Genomic DNA, 17903 nt, shown 5'->3' with positions numbered 1-17903 from the left:
TATGGAATAAAACCTACTGTAACATCGGGATAGTAACCATGTTGAAAAATATCAATCCAACGCAAACACAAGCTTGGAACGCGCTAACAGCGCACTTCGAATCTGCACAAGATATGGATCTAAAAGATCTGTTTGCACAAGATGCAGCACGTTTTGATAAATTCTCTACGCGTTTCGGCAATGACATTCTAGTTGATTACTCTAAAAACCTAATCAATGAAGAAACCATGAAACACCTGTTCGCACTTGCAAACGAAACTGAGCTTAAATCAGCAATCGAAGCGATGTTCAGTGGTGAAGCGATCAACCAAACAGAAGGTCGCGCAGTGCTTCATACTGCACTACGTAACCGTAGCAACAAGCCTGTAATGGTTGGTGGCGAAGATGTGATGCCAGCGGTCAATGCAGTGCTCGAAAAAATGAAATCATTCACTGAGCGTGTTATCGGCGGTGAGTGGAAAGGCTACACAGGCAAAGCGATTACTGACGTTGTGAACATCGGTATCGGTGGTTCTGACCTTGGTCCTTATATGGTGACTGAAGCGCTTGCACCATACACAAACCATCTAAACCTACACTTCGTTTCTAACGTTGATGGCACTCACATCGTAGAGACACTGAAGAAAGTAAACCCAGAAACGACGCTATTCTTGGTTGCATCTAAGACGTTTACTACGCAAGAAACCATGACCAACGCGCACAGTGCTCGTGACTGGTTCCTTGAGTCGGCAGGCGATGAAGCGCACGTTGCTAAGCACTTCGCTGCACTATCAACGAATGCGTCAGCGGTATCTGAATTTGGTATCGATACAGACAACATGTTTGAGTTCTGGGACTGGGTTGGTGGTCGTTACTCATTATGGTCAGCGATCGGTCTGTCAATTGCACTAGCGGTTGGTTACGACAACTTCATTGAGCTACTTGATGGTGCTCATGAGATGGATAACCACTTTGCGTCGACTGAACTAGAAAGTAACATTCCAGTTATCCTTGCTCTTGTTGGTCTATGGTACAACAACTTCCACGGCGCTGAGTCTGAAGCAATCTTGCCATACGATCAGTACATGCACCGTTTTGCTGCTTACTTCCAACAAGGCAACATGGAATCTAACGGTAAGTATGTAGATCGTGACGGTAACGCAGTGACTTACCAAACTGGCCCAATCATTTGGGGTGAGCCAGGTACTAACGGTCAGCACGCGTTCTACCAGCTAATTCACCAAGGCACTAAGCTGATCCCATGTGACTTCATTGCACCAGCAATCAGCCACAACCCTGCAGGCGATCACCACCAGAAGCTAATGTCTAACTTCTTTGCTCAAACAGAAGCACTAGCATTTGGTAAAGATGAAGCAACAGTGAAAGCGGAATTTGCCAAAGCAGGTAAGAGTGAAGAAGAAGCGGCGACGCTAGCACCATTCAAAGTATTTGAAGGTAACCGCCCAACTAACTCTATCCTAGTGAAGCAAATTACTCCGCGTACGCTAGGTAACTTGATTGCGATGTACGAGCACAAGATCTTTGCTCAAGGCGTTATCTGGAATATCTTCAGTTTCGATCAGTGGGGTGTTGAGCTAGGTAAACAGCTAGCTAACCAAATCCTACCTGAGCTTGCTGATGAGTCGGCAATCAGCTCACACGATAGCTCGACGAATGGTCTGATCAACGCATTTAAAGCGTTCAAAGCTTAATAGCCGTCATACTTGAAGCGGCAGCGTTGTTGACTGCGTAAGTTCACCCAAATCGAATAGAGCCCCTATGCTCATTGGGCTGAACTTACTTGTCGCCTAGCTGCCACTCCAATTATTTAGGCTATCCAAATCTTATGACGCCAACCTTAGGGTTGGCGTTTTTGTTTTGGAAAGCGGGAACGCTACGCTTCTGGATAACGGGGTCGGACTTCGTCCTTCGAGAGAAAAGCTGTCATTCCATAGACTGACGAAGGAAGGAGTAGGGAATCTCATAGAGTATTCGACTTGCTTTAAGAGATCCCCAACTCACTCGTTCCTCATTCTCGGGGATGACAAATCAATAGATTTAAATAAGATTTGGGAAGCGGGAACGTTGCGCTTCTGGATGACGGGATCGGGCTTCGCCTTGCTAGAAAACGAGAGTTGACGTCCTGCTAACTTCAAGCAATGATAGCTCTCCAGCTCTCCAGCTCTCCAGCTCTCCAGCTCTCCAGCTCTCCAGCTCTCCTAAACCGTCGTATCCACACTCGGCTGAGCGTCTGTGCTAGCGGTAAATTTCTGGCTCAGTAGGGCAACCATTTGATCGTAATATTGCATGTTGGGTTTGTTACCGAGCAATTTACATAGTTCATTACCAGTTGGGCTGAAACGATAGTAAAGCAAGCGTACACCTTTGCTGTGGGCTTGAAGTGATAGCTTTTTGCCTTGATAAGTGAGGGGGAGTGGAGAGTCGAGCTCAATTTCACCCGATTCTAATTCCGTTCCGTGCATTAAACCGAGTTCAAATAACACAAGCAGACTAGAGTAGGGCAGTTGGAAGTTACCGACGTTGATATTGCCGGTGATATTGCGCTTACCAAAACTGAAAATGCCGCCTTGGGCGCGATAACCGACCAATAACTTGCGGCTGTTATCACCGCCAAAACTACAGGCTAGTGCAGCGGCGCGTTGGAGAATTTGCGCTTCTTTTGGTGTCATGTCTTGCAGGACTTTTAACGCTTTCATTGACGTTGAACCGGGGTTGGTTACTTCGCGTTTTAACACCTGAGCCCATAGGCGTTGCATGGAGTGATTGTGGACTTCTTGCGCCATATCGAAAAAGCGGTACAGCCAGTCTTGGTCAGGGTCACCTGCGGTCTCATCTTTACAAGAGATATGAGCAAGCTTAAGAATTTGTTCGAGATTTTTCTGCCTTAGCTCTTTACGTTTACGCTCACGAATCAGAGCCCGCTCAAGCATACTTTTCTCAGGTTTTTCACTCTGTAGTAGTGCATCTAAGCCATAGGTTTGAGCAATGTTAAGCACGCGACTGGCGCTGTCTTTGATGTAACTCGACTTTTTTTCGTGTCGGTTAGTTTGTTCCGATTGGTGCTCAATGATCACCGGCTTGCTCGTCTCAGACATGCTATTTCCTTAGCCATCAGATGCTTAACGTTAAGTATTAACTGTACCTCGGAACGCGTAAGCCTGCCAGAAAAAGACTGTGAGCCAGTTTATAAAAATATCGCTACCATAAATGATAACAAGTTGTTAAAATTGTTATCGTTAATTTTGAGGGGCTTATGAAGTATTTCAATGAGAATAAACTGAAAAAGCACCTGTCAATTGCCCTACTGTTACTAGTTTACCTAGGTGTACTGAGCTATCTTTCTAGCTATTTGTCCTAAGATTGGCAATTAACAGGCTGCTTATTTTTATTAACAATTAGTAGTCATCGTACTCGGCGATCTCTGTGCCTTGTATGACGTAACCTGTTTGTGCCAATTCATGGCTAACCGTTTCTGTTTTTAGCGTCCCTATCACGTAGACCACATCCCAAAGTTGCTGTACTGGTGCGCCTTTAGGGAAGTTAACATAGATAATTTGGTTTGGTGGTGGCGGTGGCACGTGGATACATGCTCCAAAATATGGCACGAGTAGAAATTCCGTCACCATATTTGCATCCCCTTCAAGAGGAATAACAAAGCCCGGGATCTTCACCTTACTGCCGTTAAGCTCTTGTCTTACACTGCCGACCATGGATTGTTCCATGCTGCCGCCAGAGTGATCGATAGCGGGCATACCATAAGAATCAAACTGATTGCGCTCACTTTCTGGGATGAGATCAATCCACTCCAAAGTAAGTGTATCTTCTGCGTGACTACTGACGCTTGCTAGACCTAAGGTCATCACAGTCATCACTATCATGAGTAGTTTTTTCATAATCTAAACTCTTATTGTCATACCGTCGCTGAGCGATTGTCGATATGCTCTAAATGCGGGAATAAAGCCGATAATAGTACCTGCCAGTTGCACTGCCGCCAACAGCATCCACTCGTAGTGGGATAAAGCGCTCATCTGGACATTGATTCCATAATTCTGCTGGATTAGTGGACCTGCGATAGAGAGCATGGAGTATAGACCGATAGTCCCCACTAGTAAGCCTATAAAAGTCAGCACACTCGCTTCTAAAATTAACAAGCTAAATACATGCCTTGGCCTTGCGCCCATCGCACGAAGAATGGCCATTTCTCGACGGCGCTCTTGCAGACTGGTGAGCAGGCTCGACAACATACCGAGTAAACCCGCGACAACGACAAATATCGATACTGCCATTAACGCTTGTTCCGCAACCGACATCATGCCCCACAGTTCATGTAGAGCAACACCTGGAAGAATAGCGCTGAGCGGTTCTTTTAAGTAGTTGTTTATTTGTCTCTGCAGAGCAAAGGTTTGGATTTTTGAATTAAGACCGAGTAACACCGCTGTAATCTGTTGCGGTTTGAAGTTCATAGACTCGAGCTGTTCAGCCGTCGGGTTATTGCCTAGGTTTGCACCTGACTCCCAGCCCACATGAATCGCTTCAATCGCTTCTAATGAAACGTGAACTGTCTTGTCTACAGGGGTACCTGTAGGCGCTAGGATTCCAACTACTCTAAACGGGGCGTTTTCATGGCGGCTGAAACCGACATCACTGATGCCATGAGCAATGATCATTTCACTTCCCAATTGGTAATTCAGTGTGCGAGCAACGTCTGAACCGATCACAGCATCGAACAAGCCATCAAACTCTTTACCTTGACTAAAAGCTAGGTTTTGCTTCTGGCCATAGCGGTAATGCTCAAAGTAGCTATGGTTGGTTCCCATGACTCGAAAGCCTTTATGGGAGTCGCCCAGTGAAATTGGAATAGCCCACTTTACGGTGCGATGTTGGCTAAATTCTTGGTAACTCTTCCAGTCGATGTTGTTGGTCGCGTTACCGATTCTAAATACCGAATAAAGCAACAGATTCACTTGGCCAGAGCGACCACCGACAATCAAATCAGTACCAGAAATCGTATTGGCAAAACTGTCTTTTGCTTGTGTGCGAATACGCTCGACCCCTAGTAATAAAATGACTGAAATCGCCACCGTTAGAATAGTGAGAATGGCGGTGACTTTACGGTTGCGCACACTTTTCCAAGCTAGGGTAAGTGTCGGTGTCATTGGTGACCTCCTGCTTGGTTTAACTGTTGAAGATTGATGGTGCGATCAAACAACGGTTCTAATGTCGGGTCATGACTGACAAATAGTAGCGTTGAGTCCGCTTGGTTCACTTGGTCAAGTAACAGTTCGATAAAGGCGGTACGGTTGTCGTAATCGAGTGAAGAGGTTGGCTCGTCCGCGATGATGACTTTGGGTTTACCAATTAAGGCTCGTGCTGCCGCGACTCTTTGTTGTTGTCCAATACTGAGTTCAACGACAGGTTTATCGAGCAGTTCAGAGGGTAAGCGCAGTTTTTCGAGCAATTGCTTAGCATTAGAGAGTAAATCTCCGTCCACTTGCTGACGGCGTAAGGTAGAAAACTGACAAGGTAAGGTGACGTTTTCAATCACGCTTAAATAAGGCAGTAAGTTAAACTGCTGAAAGATATAACCGATATGGTTGGCGCGAAATTTGTCTCGTCGGCTACCTGACATTTGCGTCAGGTTTTCGCCTAGTACAGCCACTTGTCCGGAAGTTGCCGTGTTTATCCCTGTGAGTAAGCCAAGCAGTGTTGATTTACCACATCCGCTTGGTCCTTTTATAAATAGGTGTTCACCACGCTTAATCGTGAGAGAAGGAATATCTAATGTGGGATGTTCGTTGCCAGGCCAAGTAAAGGAGACTTGCTCAAGCTCAACGACAGAACAAGAAGGGGAATTGTTCATTGTATGTTTCCAATCATGAGAAAAGTGGCTTAGCCGTTGCTAAGCCACCTTATGAATTACAGTGAAATCTTGCTGTCACCTTTACCAAGCTCTAGTGATGCTTGCTTAGTCTCAGTGAGTACGTTGACTTTCAGCTTCTCAGTGTTTGGGAATTGTGTGAACCATTGAGTATCAATGTTGCTTAATGTGCTGATGTCATCACATGCGTAATGGTATTCAACAGTGAACTCACCATGGCCACCATGCTCTTGGTGGTCGTGACCTTTGTGCTCATCATGATGGTCATGACCTTTATGATCATCGTGGTCATGATCGTGGTCGTGGTTATCCGCTCCTAGCGTGTGGCTCACCGATTGATGCACCACTTTACAACCTGCCGAAGATGCAAGAGTAAATACACTTGAAGCATTATTTAGCTTGGCGATAGCATCTTCTAGTTGGTGTTTCTGCTCATCCGTTTTTGGCGCATGTTCAAAGCCAACCACATCAGCACCTGGAGCAGTTATTTCGATCAGCAGCTCTTTTCCATCTTGAGCGATGTTAAGTTCTACTTCACCATGCACATGAGCACCATGTTGGCGAAAGCCGCCTTCACATGCCTGAGCTATGCCGCTGACTGCCAGAGTAATTCCAAGGGCGATAGGAGTAATATTTTTCATTGTAAGTCCTGATTTTAAATTTGAGTAATGCTGTACTATCCACCTAATGTGAATACGGTTTATTGCAAATGATGAATCAATATCAGGACAGTGGCGGGGAACGCGGCAGGTAAGCAAAGCTCAATGCCTCGGTGTAGTGATAGGTCGCTAGTGGAGCAAAATATTCACTGACAGCTGGTGGAGTGATAACAAGGGATGCTGGGGTTGCACCATGTAGTCCACTGGCAAACAATTGGCAGTGATGCTCTTTGTGATGTGCTGAAGAAAGATCGTACTGGTGATCAATAAACGCAAAGTTTAGCCATAGCACAAGAGCGATTGCTAAAAATGCAAGCGCTGAAGTGCGTTGGATAAGAAAGCGATTTTGAAGCACGATGAAAGCACAATACAGAAAGAGGAGTTGTTATACTATAACAACTCCTCTTCAGGGGGAAGTAAACCAACCTCTGTTTAAAGGTTTTCTTTGACTAGCGTAAGTACTTGTTGAATCTCACTTTCAGTGAGTGCGCCTTCTTTTACAAACAGTACTTTACCTTGTTTATCTTGCACTATGATCGCTGATGACTCTTCAGCCAGTTGCCAAGCGCTAGCTACCGTTCCGTCCTCATCAAGTACCATTGACGACCAAGGGAACTCTTTCTTGCTGTCTTCCGCCGAAGATTTTACAAATGATCCTGTTCCCCAAATTGCATCATCTTGGTTAATGATCGATGTCGTTTGGTAACCTTGTTCTGGGAATTTTGCTTCGGTGATGGCTGACATTAACGGAGCATTGAGTTCTTTTGAGCTGCTGCGTCCCGCAATGGCTTGAATGACGCGAACTTTACCTTGCATATCGGTGGTTGCCCAAGCTTGGAAAGCGGTTTTATCTCCTTGCAGAACAATTTCACCGTGGTTTGCTACCGCCACTTCAGGCACGGCTTGCCCGACAGTGATGTTGTGAGCAAAAGCGAAAGCTGGAGAGCACGCGATTGCTAGAGTAAGAAGGGTTTTATTTTTCATTATGTTATTTCCTTTTGAATGTGCGCAAAAAGTATATACCCAAATTTAAGGTGCGGAGAAAACTCTCTCAGATAACACTGGTCTGATGTCACATTGTTAACAAAATGCTATACATTAAATACGCATCCGGTATAATACCTACGAGTTCTAAGGAATAGAACCAAGCAATCAGTTCGAATTGCATCACAAAAGGATATTGGAGTCGTTATGCTGCGTGAATTTACTATTTATCGTCCTCGTCAAGTTGCACGTTTTGTTAAAACTTTGTTTAAAGGACAGTTTGTTATCTCAGGGGTTGGCAAGTTTACTTTCGATAATGGAAAAGTGTTACTGCCGGATGTGAAAGATCCACAAAAGTTAACCACCTATAAAGAGATCAATCAGGCGATTGCGTTATTGCCAGTCTAAATCTTGGTTCTTTCCAAGCCACGAATTATAGAAAGTCGCCTAGTTGGCGGCTTTTGTCGTTTATAGTCGCTATATCACTGAGTTTTCCTCCACTCACTTATCACTGCTTTACTTTCACTAAGTAAAATTTACACGCCAACAGTTTGAAGTTACGACTATATTGTTAATAAGCAACATTGTGCTTATTGGCAATGTTCGACAACAAAATGTGACTGGTGGCTATGGATCCTCTTTTTATTCTGTTATGTACGCTACTTGTACTCTTGATGCAGGTTGGTTTTCTGTTTCTTGAGGCGGGGACGGTACGTAAAAAAAACACTGCCAATGTGGCAGCCAAAAACCTCATCGATTTAGCGGTGGTCCTGATCCTTTACTGGCTTGTTGGCTATGGTGTCATGTTTGGTGAGTCCATGGATGGCTATCTAGGGACTAGCCATTTTTTACTTGGTCATTTTGAAGGTTTAGATGATGGAGCATTCTTTGTCTTTCAAATGGTGTTCTGTGCGACTTCAGTGACGATCATTTCAGGGGCAATTGCCGAAAGAGGCAGTTTAAAGGGCTACATTGCCTTATCTGTTTTCGTAGCTGCTGTTATTTATCCTGTTATTGGTCATTGGGTATGGAGCGACAATGGATGGCTTGCACAACGAGGCTTCATTGACTTTGCTGGTTCGACAGTGGTTCATTCTGTCGGTGGTTGGGCGGCGTTAGCGGCGATCATGATCATTGGGCCTAGATTGAATCGGTTTGTCGAAGGACATAATTTCAACCACAGCAGCCTAGTACAAAGTGTCGCAGGAGTGGTTTTTCTATGGATAGGTTGGCTTGGGTTTAATGCGGGTAGCTCGCTGCATTTTGACAGTAACGTGTTTAATATTGTCCTCAATACCATTCTAGCGGGTGCGGCTGGTGGCCTTACGTCAGCAATGTACTCTTTACATAAAACCAATAGAGTACATATTCCTAACTTCTACAACGGCATCCTATCAGGGTTAGTCTCTATTACCGCAAGCTGTAATTTTGTTGATGGCCTCTCATCGGTGCTCATTGGCTCACTCGGCGCTTTGATTTCACTGTCGGTTGGTCGACTGTTAGTGATGAAGAAGATTGATGATGTGGTTGATGCTGTACCTGTTCACTTGGCGAGTGGCACCTGGGGTACTATCGCCTTAGCGCTGTTTATTCCTCAATCGGTGATTACAGATACCTTGCTGATGAGCGATAGAATGGAGTTGCTATGGAGCCAGGTCTTTGGTGTCAGTGTCGTCGCCGCTTTTGTATTTCCTCTCTGTTACCTTGTTTTCTCTCTGATAAACAAAGTACTTCCTCTTCGTGTTGGACAAGAAGAGGAGATCGTCGGGTTGAATATTTCGTCTCACCAAGCAAGCAGCGACCTCTATGACCTGGTCACTGTGATGCAAAATCAGGAAGAGAGTGGTGATTTCAGCCAACGTGTCGATTATGACCCAACGTCAGAGATAGGCATGATTGCGCGTCAATACAATCGAGTCCTTTCTCGGTTCGAAACGGCTTTAGTCAAAGCAACCCAAAAACACAGTGCGTTATTGCAAACTAACCAAAGACTGAAATCGATGGAGTCACGCGTACAAAAAAGTGAAAAGCTTTCAAGCCTCGGTCAGATAAGTTCTGGCTTGGTGCGTGAGATAAACGAACCGATTGGTTATGTGCTGAGTAATATCAAAACACTTAAAGACTACAATAAATTTTTTAAATTGTTGGTCACTGAATACAAAGCGTTCGCTGCAACCGTCTCTCAACACCCTGTAGTGGCCAACGAAGTACTGCAACGCATTGATAAAATATGTGAAGAGGAAGATTTAGAATTTGTTCTTGAAGACAGCGAAGAGCTCATCAATGCCACATCAGATGGGGCGAGTAAAATAGAGAAGATATTGTCCAATGTGCGCACATTCTCTGAGTTTGGCGATGAAAAGTTTGAGCTTAAAGACATTAACGTTTTGGTTTCTGCTGCGGTAGAAAAGGTGGCTGCCACTCTGCCGTTGAGCTGCAAATTGCTCGAATCTTACGAGGCAAAATTGCCTATGGTCTCTTGTAGTCCTCATCAAATTGAACAGTTATGCATTAATGTCCTTTCCAATTCAGTTCAAGCTATAGGCGAAGATCGTGGCGCCATTAAAATCACCACTAGTAACGAAGGTAATCAAGTGGTTGTTGCGATTATTGACAGTGGCGTGGGCATCAAAGAAGAGCATCAAGCTAAGGTATTTGAGCCATTCTTCACAACGTTTGGTACGCAAGGTCATGCCGGGTTAGGCTTATCGATATGCTATGGAATCGCCACTAATCATGGGGGCTCGTTAAGCTTATTGAGTAAACAGGCAAAAGGAACCAAAGTGACTTTGCGCCTGCCAATGCCACTTGATGAGTGATAAAGGAGAATACGTATGGCTGATACGGGACTGACGAAGCTGCTGGTCGTCGACGATGAGGTTCAGATTACCAAATCTCTTAGCCGCTTACTGAGAAAAGAGTATCAAGTTATCGCCTTTAACAATCCTCTAGAAGCTTTGGTTTATCTCGGTGAAAATGAAGTCGCGATCATTATGTCTGATATGCGGATGCCCGGTATGGGGGGAGCCCGTTTTTTAAGTGAATCAGTGTTGATCCAACCTCATGCGATACGTATAGCCTTCTCTGGTGGGGTTGATTATCGGACCTTAGTCAGTGCAATTAATGATGGAAAAATTCATCATGTTCTCGCTAAGCCTTGGGATACAGAAGAGCTCAAAAGTTTACTCGCTCAGATGACCACTCAGTTTCAGATGAATATTGGGCTGAAACAACACGCGCAAAAGTTGGATCATGAAAACCGAACTTTTAGCGAAGAAAACAGCCAGTTGTTGGCCTCATCTACCGAAACTCAGATGCAGCTCGTTGAGCTCAAACAGCAATATGAACAACTTTTGTCTCGTTACCAGAGCTTTAGCCAAGACTCTTTGAGAGTGCTGATGGCAGGAGCTGTGGCTCACTCTTGGTATGACGAGTGTGACTTACAACGCGTTGCTTTACATGCTAAGCAATTAGCACTCTCAATGAGCTTACCGCCTAAGGTCGTTAATTTAGTATATCGCTGTGCTCAACTACATCCGATCGGATTGCTGTTCTCATCTTTGAATGAGGCACCTGCCAATTTCGCTAATCATCATTTAGCTCCGTGTTGCTTTGGTTCGCTCGCGTATGACGTTTTGAGTGACAGTCCACATCTGAAAGAGGTAGTGATGGGAATTCGGCATCAAGATGAGAACGTCAACGGCACGGGTTACCCACAGCACCTGACGCTCGCAGATATTCCACTAGTGGCAAGAATTGTTCGCGTCGTGAAAGATTACGATTTTCTAACAGTAACTCATACGGAGCCTCAAAGTCGCTACTCTCCAGCCCAAGCCGCTCATAAACTGCAAGAGTTATCCGATATTCACTACGATGGGGGGATTGTAAAAGCTTACCTAAAAATGGTTTCCTCAAAGCTGCAAAACAATGACAAGACGATGGAATACTCTGTGCCGCTGCGGGAGCTCAAAGTCGGTGATGAGCTTAAACGAGATGTACGCTTGACCAATGGTCAGGTGTTGATTAAACGGGGCAGCATGCTCAATGATGAGATGCTGCAACGTTTGATTGGGCTAGAGAAGCAAAAGCAACATCACTTTGCCTATGTCGTTTAGCTTAGACAAGTGTTATTAGTGTGATTAATTTGGTGGAAAACACACACCTGTTCCCCCGAGGCCACAGTAGCCATTCGGGTTTTTAGCGAGATATTGCTGGTGGTAGTTCTCGGCGTAGTAGTATTTACCTGCGGGTAATATCTCTGTGGTGATGGCGCCATTACCGTCACCGAGTAGCGCTTGATAGGCCTGCTTAGATGCTAGCGCTGCTTGGTATTGTTCGTCGCTGTATACATAGATAGCCGAGCGGTATTGAGTACCGCGGTCATTGCCTTGTCTCATGCCCTGAGTTGGATCGTGCTTTTCCCAAAATGTCTGCAAGAGTTGCTCTAGGCTAATGATACTTGGATCGAAAACGACTCGTACAATCTCTGTATGGCCAGTTTGTCCGCTGCATACTTCTTCATAGGTTGGGTTAGGCGTATAACCTCCTGCGTAGCCAACTGAGGTGCTTACCACGCCATCAAGTTGCCAGAACAGGCGCTCGGCTCCCCAAAAACAGCCCATTCCAAGTAGAATTTTCTCGCAACCTTCTGCGGGTTCTGCAGTCAAACTGGTTTGATTGACGAAATGAATGTCATCGAGTGCAAGTGGCGTCTCTCGTCCTGGAAGAGCTTGTTGGGCGGTAATCATGGTTTGTTTGTCGAGCATCGTGATTTCCTTGTTGGAGTATTTTTTATATAGACCGCCTAATTCACTGTTTTCGTACAGACTTATTATTTTAGTGGCGGTATTATTCCCTTACTTGATGTAGACAGATAATTAAGCATGATCAGCAAACCTTTACCAGTTCTAATCGCACTTGTTTCCTTTGCCCCTTCGGTATGGGCACAAAGTGTCGACCTCTCGATAGAAGGTCTAGAGGGTGAGCTGAATGATAATGTTGAAGCTTACTTATCATCTATTCCTGAAACTGAGTATAAAACCAGTTTACGTTTCCAAGCGCGAATAGAGAAAAATATCATCGAAGCGCTTAACGCTTTAGGTTACTACCACCCGGAGATTGATTTTACTGTCACACCAGATGAATCAGAGTTGATCGTCAATGTGAATCCTGGGCCTGCGGTTATTTTGCAGCAGATCGACATTAAAATTGAAGGTGAAGCGAAAAGTGATCCTCAGTTCAACGCGCTGGTTGAAAACAGTGGCTTAAAACAGGGAGATCGGCTCAATCATAGTCTGTATGACACGTTAAAATCTTCGATTCGCAACCTCGCTTTGCAAAAGGGCTACTTTGAAGGGGACTTTACCGCGAGTCGATTGGAGGTCGCTCCCGACCTCAACCAAGCCTTTATCCACCTTCATTTTGACAGCGGGATGCGTTACCACTTTGGCGCTAATACCATAACCGGCAGCCAAATTGATCAAGATAGGGTCGCGTCTTTATCGCCTTATCAAGCCAGTGACCCTTATCAGGCTTCCAAGGTCGGTGAGTACAACCAGAATCTTTCCAATACAGATTGGTTTTCATCGGTATTCGTTGAGCCTGACCTGAGTAAGATAGGTGAAGGGCGCGAGTTACCTATGAAAGTCTCCCTCGCGCCACAAGCAAGAAATAAACTTGAAACCGGTATCGGTTATGCAACGGATGTTGGTGTTAGAGGTTCACTCAAATGGAAGAAACCTTGGGTGAATAGTCGCGGTCACAGTTTTGATAGTAGTTTGTCTATTTCCAAGCCAGAACAAACCATCACCGCTGGATACCGAATTCCACTCGAAGATGCACTTAATGAGTATTATCGCATCCAATATGGGATGAAAAATCTCAATCAGCGTGATACGAAAAGTCTTGAGTCCAACTTGGCGCTAGAAAGGCACTGGGTGCTTGACAATGGTTGGCACCGCACCCTGTATGTTCGCTACCTGTTGGAGAATTATACCCAAGGTAAACAAGAAGATAGTGCTCAGTTTATGCTACCAGGGATAACTTTTTCTCGCAGCCGAGTTCGAGGTGGTGCGATGCCTACTTGGGGTGATCGACAAAGCTTTACGTTAGAATACGGCGATCCCAATGCGCTCTCAGAGACCCGAGTCACTCGTTTGATTGGTGCGACAACTTGGATTCGTAGTGCTGGAAAAAACCACCGCGGTATATTTAAACTTAACGGTGGCGCCAACTTCTCTGAAGAGTTCAATAAGCTCTCGCCATCGTTACGTTTCTTTGCGGGTGGTGATAATAATCTCCGTGGTTATGGTTATGAGTCTATCTCGCCCAAGGACTCCGACGATAAATTAACCGGTGCCAAATATATGCTGACTAGCTCAATCGAGTATCAATATCGCGTATATGGTGATTGGTGGGGCGCGGCTTTTTACGATATCGGTGATGCGTTTAATGATAAGCCAGATATTAAACGTGGTACGGGTGTCGGTGTGCGCTGGGCTTCCCCTGTAGGCCCTATTCGTCTTGATTTTGCTTGGGGGCTTGATGCAAATAAAGGCGACGAATTTAAGATCCACTTTACTTTAGGACCTGAGCTATGACCCGTGTTGTGATTAAGTGGTCAAAATGGCTTTCACTCACTTTATTCATTTTACTCCTCAGCGTGTTGGTTGCGTTGGGCGGCTTATTGTTTACTAACCCTGGTTTGAACCTTGTTTTGTGGGGGGCTGAGAAGTTTGTTCCTCAGCTTAAAGTTGGATCGAGTCAAGGCGCGATTTTTCCTCGATTTACCCTTAGCAATGTTGTTTTCAAAGATGACAACTTGCACGTCGATACTCAGGCAAGGTTTCTAACGCTTGCCGTCAATGCGACATGCTTTACTGAGCCGGGTGTTTGTATCGATGAACTTGCGATTGATGGTTTGTCATTCTCTATGCCCGAGTTACCGCCAAGTTCATCGCCAGCTCAAGAGCAAGCTGAGGCGTCATCGTCGGCTAAAATTACCTCCCCAATTCCTATCAAGCTAAGTCGATTGGCGTTAAGTGATATCAAGCTGGATATCTTAGGTAATCAGATCTCGTGGGACTCATTGATCTCAGGGGCGTCATTTCAAGGCAATCGCCTGCGTCTCAATGCCACCGAACTTAAAACACCAGTGGTTAAGTTATTGGCAAGTCCGGCTGAAAACGAGCAAACCGCCGCCTCAGAGAATCAAGCGTCAACACCAACAAAGATTGTTCTCCCCAATATCGTAGTGCCGCTGCAAATTGATCTTGTGCGCCTTGATGTTTACGACTTTAAGCTAGATCAAGCAACGCCTGTCATCGTCAATCATTTAGGCTTAGCGGCCAATGCCAAAGATTCTAGAGTGGTGGTCAAGACGCTTGAATTAGATATGCCGCAGGTGACTGGGCAGCTAAAAACCGACATTGATCTGCAAGGTGATTATCCACTCGACTTACAGCTAGATGCGACAATCAAAGAAGAGATGGCTGCAGGACAAACGCTCTCCCTTAAAGCGGATGGCAGTGTGGCGAAGTTGCAGCTCTCAGCTCAATTGTCAGGGTTAGCCAAAGCTTTCCTTGCTGGCGAATTGCAACCACTCAAGCCTGAACTACCTTTTGATTTTACTGTCACCCAAGGTGATCTGCAGTGGCCGTTAAAAGGAAAAGGGGATTACTTTGCCTCGATAGATAAACTTCAAGCTCACGGCTCTCTTAATGGCTATAGCCTGGATCTAGATACCGTTCTTAAAGGGGGACAACTTCCTGATGTCTCTCTCTCGCTGCAAGGCAAAGGTAATCTCTCCCATATCAAATTGAGCCAAGTGGACATTGCCACGCTGGGAGGAACGATCTCTGGTGATATGATGGCTGATTGGCAAGCGCCGATTAATTGGGCAGCAAATTTGACACTCGCTCACATTCAGCCCGGCTTACAGTGGCCTGAAGCTGAAGGCGATATCAGTGGGCAAGTGTCAACCTCCGGCAGTTTGACAGAGCTGGGGGGCTGGCAAGTCGAAGTCCCGAAACTCGATATTGATGGTGTACTGCGTGAATACCCGCTGAATATAGCAGGTAGCGTCAGCACCGCCGATGTGACTGGCAACAATGAGCTCAGTGTTAAAACGCCGCAGCTAGTGCTTTCTCATGGCCCCAACAGTATTAAAGCCAGCGGGAAGCTAGATAAACAGTGGCGAATGGATCTGGAACTCAACTTGCCAGACTTAATTAAATCAGTACCAGACTTAAAAGGACGTGTTGCTGGTGAAGTGGCCCTGCGTGGAGATTTAAAAGCGCCAGATGTGGGGCTAAACCTTGTCGCTAAAGGGATTGATTGGCAACAGCAGGCTCAGATTAGCAAGCTCAGTATGAAGGGGAATATCACACCACTGCCAATGCCAAGCGGTCAATTAGTGCTTAAGGTTAATCAGGCTAAGTATCAAGACAAAGTGATCGATGACGTGAGCTTGAACTTTACTGGCTCTCAGCAAAAGCATCAACTTAACCTGGATGTGAATTCGAATATCGTGTCGACGAGTTTGGCTCTGACAGGCTCACTGACCGATAAACCTGAACTCGTTTGGCAAGGTAAGCTTGAGCGGATGCGACTCTCTTCGCAGCAAGGTGAATGGCGACTGAATCAGCCAACCGCATTAGGTTTTGAAATGGCGACTGAGCAGGTTTCTGTTGCTGCCCACTGTTGGTTGCAAGCCGACTCTTCACTCTGTTTAGAGAAAGATATTAAGGTTGGACAAAGCGGTGAAGCTGCGCTCGAGTTAAGTCAGTTTGATTTTGAGCAGATCAAAACTTTTATTCCTCAGACAACGCAACTCCAAGGGCAAGTAGACGCCAATGTGTGGGCCAAGTGGGGTGATAACCAGCCACCACAAGTAAAGGCTAAGATCGAATTAGCCAAAGGTGAAGTGGTTCAAAAGATTGAACAACCTCTAGAGTTAGGTTGGGAGAGCGCGACACTGACGGCGCAACTTGCAGACAATAAGCTGAGCGCAGAGTGGTTACTTGATGTAACCGATAATGGTGATATTTTTGGTAATGCCACTATTCCTGATGTGCTCAGTGACGACAAGCAAATCGATGGGCGTTTGAAGCTCACCACGTTCAATTTAGACTTCTTAGCCCCACTAGTCGGAGAGTTCAGTAAACTCAAATCGAACATTACCGCCGATCTCGCGATCACAGGCCCGGCAATGCAGCCTAAAGTAAATGGCCAGTTTGTTGTCGATGATATCTTGCTCAAAGGGGATATCTCTCCTGTTGAAGTAGACTCAGGGCGTTTAAACATTAACTTTACTGGTTATGACGCGACCCTGGCTGCCGCTATTCATACTCCAGACGGAAAGCTAGAGCTCGCGGGTGAGGCTGATTGGCAGGACTTGAATGATTGGAGTACCAATGTACGTGTTTTTGCCGAGGAGTTGCTAGTCAACGTGCCGCCTATGGTCAAAATCAAAGTACAACCAGATATGACCATCTCTGCTTCACCTAAATTGGCGCGTATCGATGGCACCATCGCCTTGCCATGGGGACGTGTCGTGGTCGAAGAGTTGCCACCAAGTGCGATTAGCGTCTCCAAAGATCAGGTCATTCTTAATGATCAACTGCAACCTATTGATAAGAAAAACCAAGTGCCTTTCACGGTGCAATCCAATATCAATATTAAGATTGGCGATGATTTTAAGCTCTCTGCGTTTGGTCTAGAGGGGGAGTTAGTTGGTAATCTCAATGTAGCCCAGAGAGACAAAGGGCCTTTTGTTACGGGTGAGGTCAATATCGTTGATGGTTCATACCGCTCGTTTGGCCAAGACCTGTTAATTAAAGAAGGTAAGGTGCTAATGAATGGTCCGGTAGATCAGCCTTACTTGCAAATTACCGCTATTCGCAACCCAGATAACACCAAAGATGATGTGACGGCTGGGGTAAAAGTGACTGGGCCTGTTAGTGAGCCGACAGTGACCATTTTTTCTGAGCCAGCGATGGCGCAGGCGAACGCTTTATCTTATTTGTTACGTGGTCAAGATATTGATGGCGAAACGGGTGGTAATGCCATGACAACAACCTTAATCGGTTTAAGTCTCGCGAAAAGTGGTCGTGTTGTTGGGGAAATTGGCGAAGCCTTTGGGGTACAAGATCTTCAGGTTGATACCGCAGGGTCCGGCAATGATTCTCAAGTGACAGTAAGTGGTTATATTTTGCCCGGCTTAAAGGTTAAGTATGGCGTTGGTATTTTTGAGTCTGTCGGTGAGTTCACCGTGCGCTATCGCTTGATGCAAGACCTCTATGTTGAGGCATTATCTGGCGCGACCAACGCCGTTGATCTTCTGTATCAATTTGAGTTCAATTAGTCGGTAAACATCGAAAGGA

General features: G+C 45.6%; 14 protein-coding genes. 6 read left to right on the top strand and 8 right to left on the bottom strand.

All coding sequences use genetic code 11. From position 1 onward, the window contains the following. The first annotated feature begins 38 nt into the window (after positions 1–38). Complete coding sequence (gene pgi / locus IX91_RS13365) at positions 39–1691, top strand: glucose-6-phosphate isomerase (RefSeq protein ID WP_038197945.1); 1653 nt, start codon at positions 39–41, stop codon at positions 1689–1691. A gap of 507 nt (positions 1692–2198) precedes the next feature. Here the strand turns inward: pgi and IX91_RS13355 are convergent. From IX91_RS13355 to IX91_RS13325, 7 genes are all read right to left on the bottom strand, one after another. Further along, positions 2199–3095 (bottom strand): TIGR03899 family protein, encoded by an 897-nt coding sequence (locus tag IX91_RS13355; protein WP_004747132.1) that lies wholly within the window; start codon positions 3093–3095, stop codon positions 2199–2201. A 300-nt stretch (positions 3096–3395) separates the two neighbouring features. After that, positions 3396–3869 carry a DUF3299 domain-containing protein gene (locus IX91_RS13350; RefSeq protein WP_415668821.1) on the bottom strand — a complete coding sequence of 158 codons (474 nt, stop codon included), beginning with the start codon at positions 3867–3869 and terminating at the stop codon, positions 3396–3398. A gap of 27 nt (positions 3870–3896) precedes the next feature. Then, a complete protein-coding gene (locus IX91_RS13345; protein ID WP_004747136.1) occupies positions 3897–5156 on the bottom strand; it encodes an ABC transporter permease in 1260 nt (419 codons plus the stop codon). Beyond that, complete coding sequence (locus IX91_RS13340) at positions 5153–5860, bottom strand: ABC transporter ATP-binding protein (RefSeq protein ID WP_004747138.1); 708 nt, start codon at positions 5858–5860, stop codon at positions 5153–5155. The genes IX91_RS13345 and IX91_RS13340 overlap by 4 nt, the downstream gene beginning before the upstream one ends. Before the next feature lie 56 nt (positions 5861–5916). Then, entirely contained in the window at positions 5917–6519 is a 603-nt protein-coding gene (gene zrgA, locus IX91_RS13335) for a zinc uptake protein ZrgA (protein ID WP_004747141.1), read from the bottom strand. Between the two features lie 82 nt (positions 6520–6601). Continuing rightward, the gene (locus tag IX91_RS13330) at positions 6602–6892 is read right to left on the bottom strand and encodes a DUF2607 family protein (RefSeq protein WP_004747142.1); all 291 of its coding nucleotides are present in this window, start codon (positions 6890–6892) and stop codon (positions 6602–6604) included. 77 nt (positions 6893–6969) lie between these two features. Then, the gene (locus tag IX91_RS13325; protein ID WP_004747145.1) at positions 6970–7521 is read right to left on the bottom strand and encodes a YtfJ family protein; all 552 of its coding nucleotides are present in this window, start codon (positions 7519–7521) and stop codon (positions 6970–6972) included. A 207-nt stretch (positions 7522–7728) separates the two neighbouring features. Between IX91_RS13325 and IX91_RS13320 the strand changes: the two genes are divergently transcribed. From IX91_RS13320 to IX91_RS13310, 3 genes are all read left to right on the top strand, one after another. Then, on the top strand, positions 7729–7929 hold the full coding sequence (locus IX91_RS13320) for a DUF1107 family protein (protein ID WP_004747146.1): 201 nt from the start codon (positions 7729–7731) through the stop codon (positions 7927–7929). A gap of 221 nt (positions 7930–8150) precedes the next feature. Continuing rightward, positions 8151–10340: an ammonium transporter gene (gene amt / locus IX91_RS13315; protein ID WP_004747148.1), complete on the top strand. Its 2190-nt coding sequence runs from the start codon at positions 8151–8153 to the stop codon at positions 10338–10340. Between the two features lie 15 nt (positions 10341–10355). Beyond that, complete coding sequence (locus tag IX91_RS13310; protein WP_004747150.1) at positions 10356–11636, top strand: HD domain-containing phosphohydrolase; 1281 nt, start codon at positions 10356–10358, stop codon at positions 11634–11636. Between the two features lie 24 nt (positions 11637–11660). On the opposite strand, the gene msrA is transcribed toward IX91_RS13310, so the two are convergent. Beyond that, positions 11661–12287: a peptide-methionine (S)-S-oxide reductase MsrA gene (msrA, locus tag IX91_RS13305; protein WP_004747153.1), complete on the bottom strand. Its 627-nt coding sequence runs from the start codon at positions 12285–12287 to the stop codon at positions 11661–11663. A gap of 117 nt (positions 12288–12404) precedes the next feature. Between msrA and tamA the strand changes: the two genes are divergently transcribed. Together tamA and tamB are read left to right on the top strand one after the other, a co-directional pair. Continuing rightward, positions 12405–14120: an autotransporter assembly complex protein TamA gene (tamA, locus tag IX91_RS13300; protein WP_004747154.1), complete on the top strand. Its 1716-nt coding sequence runs from the start codon at positions 12405–12407 to the stop codon at positions 14118–14120. After that, positions 14117–17884, top strand: a complete 3768-nt coding sequence (tamB, locus tag IX91_RS13295) for an autotransporter assembly complex protein TamB (RefSeq protein ID WP_004747157.1) — start codon at positions 14117–14119, stop codon at positions 17882–17884. The genes tamA and tamB overlap by 4 nt, the downstream gene beginning before the upstream one ends. Positions 17885–17903 lie beyond the last annotated feature (19 nt).

It is taken from the genome of Vibrio tubiashii ATCC 19109 (assembly GCF_000772105.1).
Taxonomy (GTDB): Bacteria; Pseudomonadota; Gammaproteobacteria; order Enterobacterales; family Vibrionaceae; genus Vibrio; species Vibrio tubiashii.
This window is presented reverse-complemented; position numbering and strand designations above follow the sequence as displayed.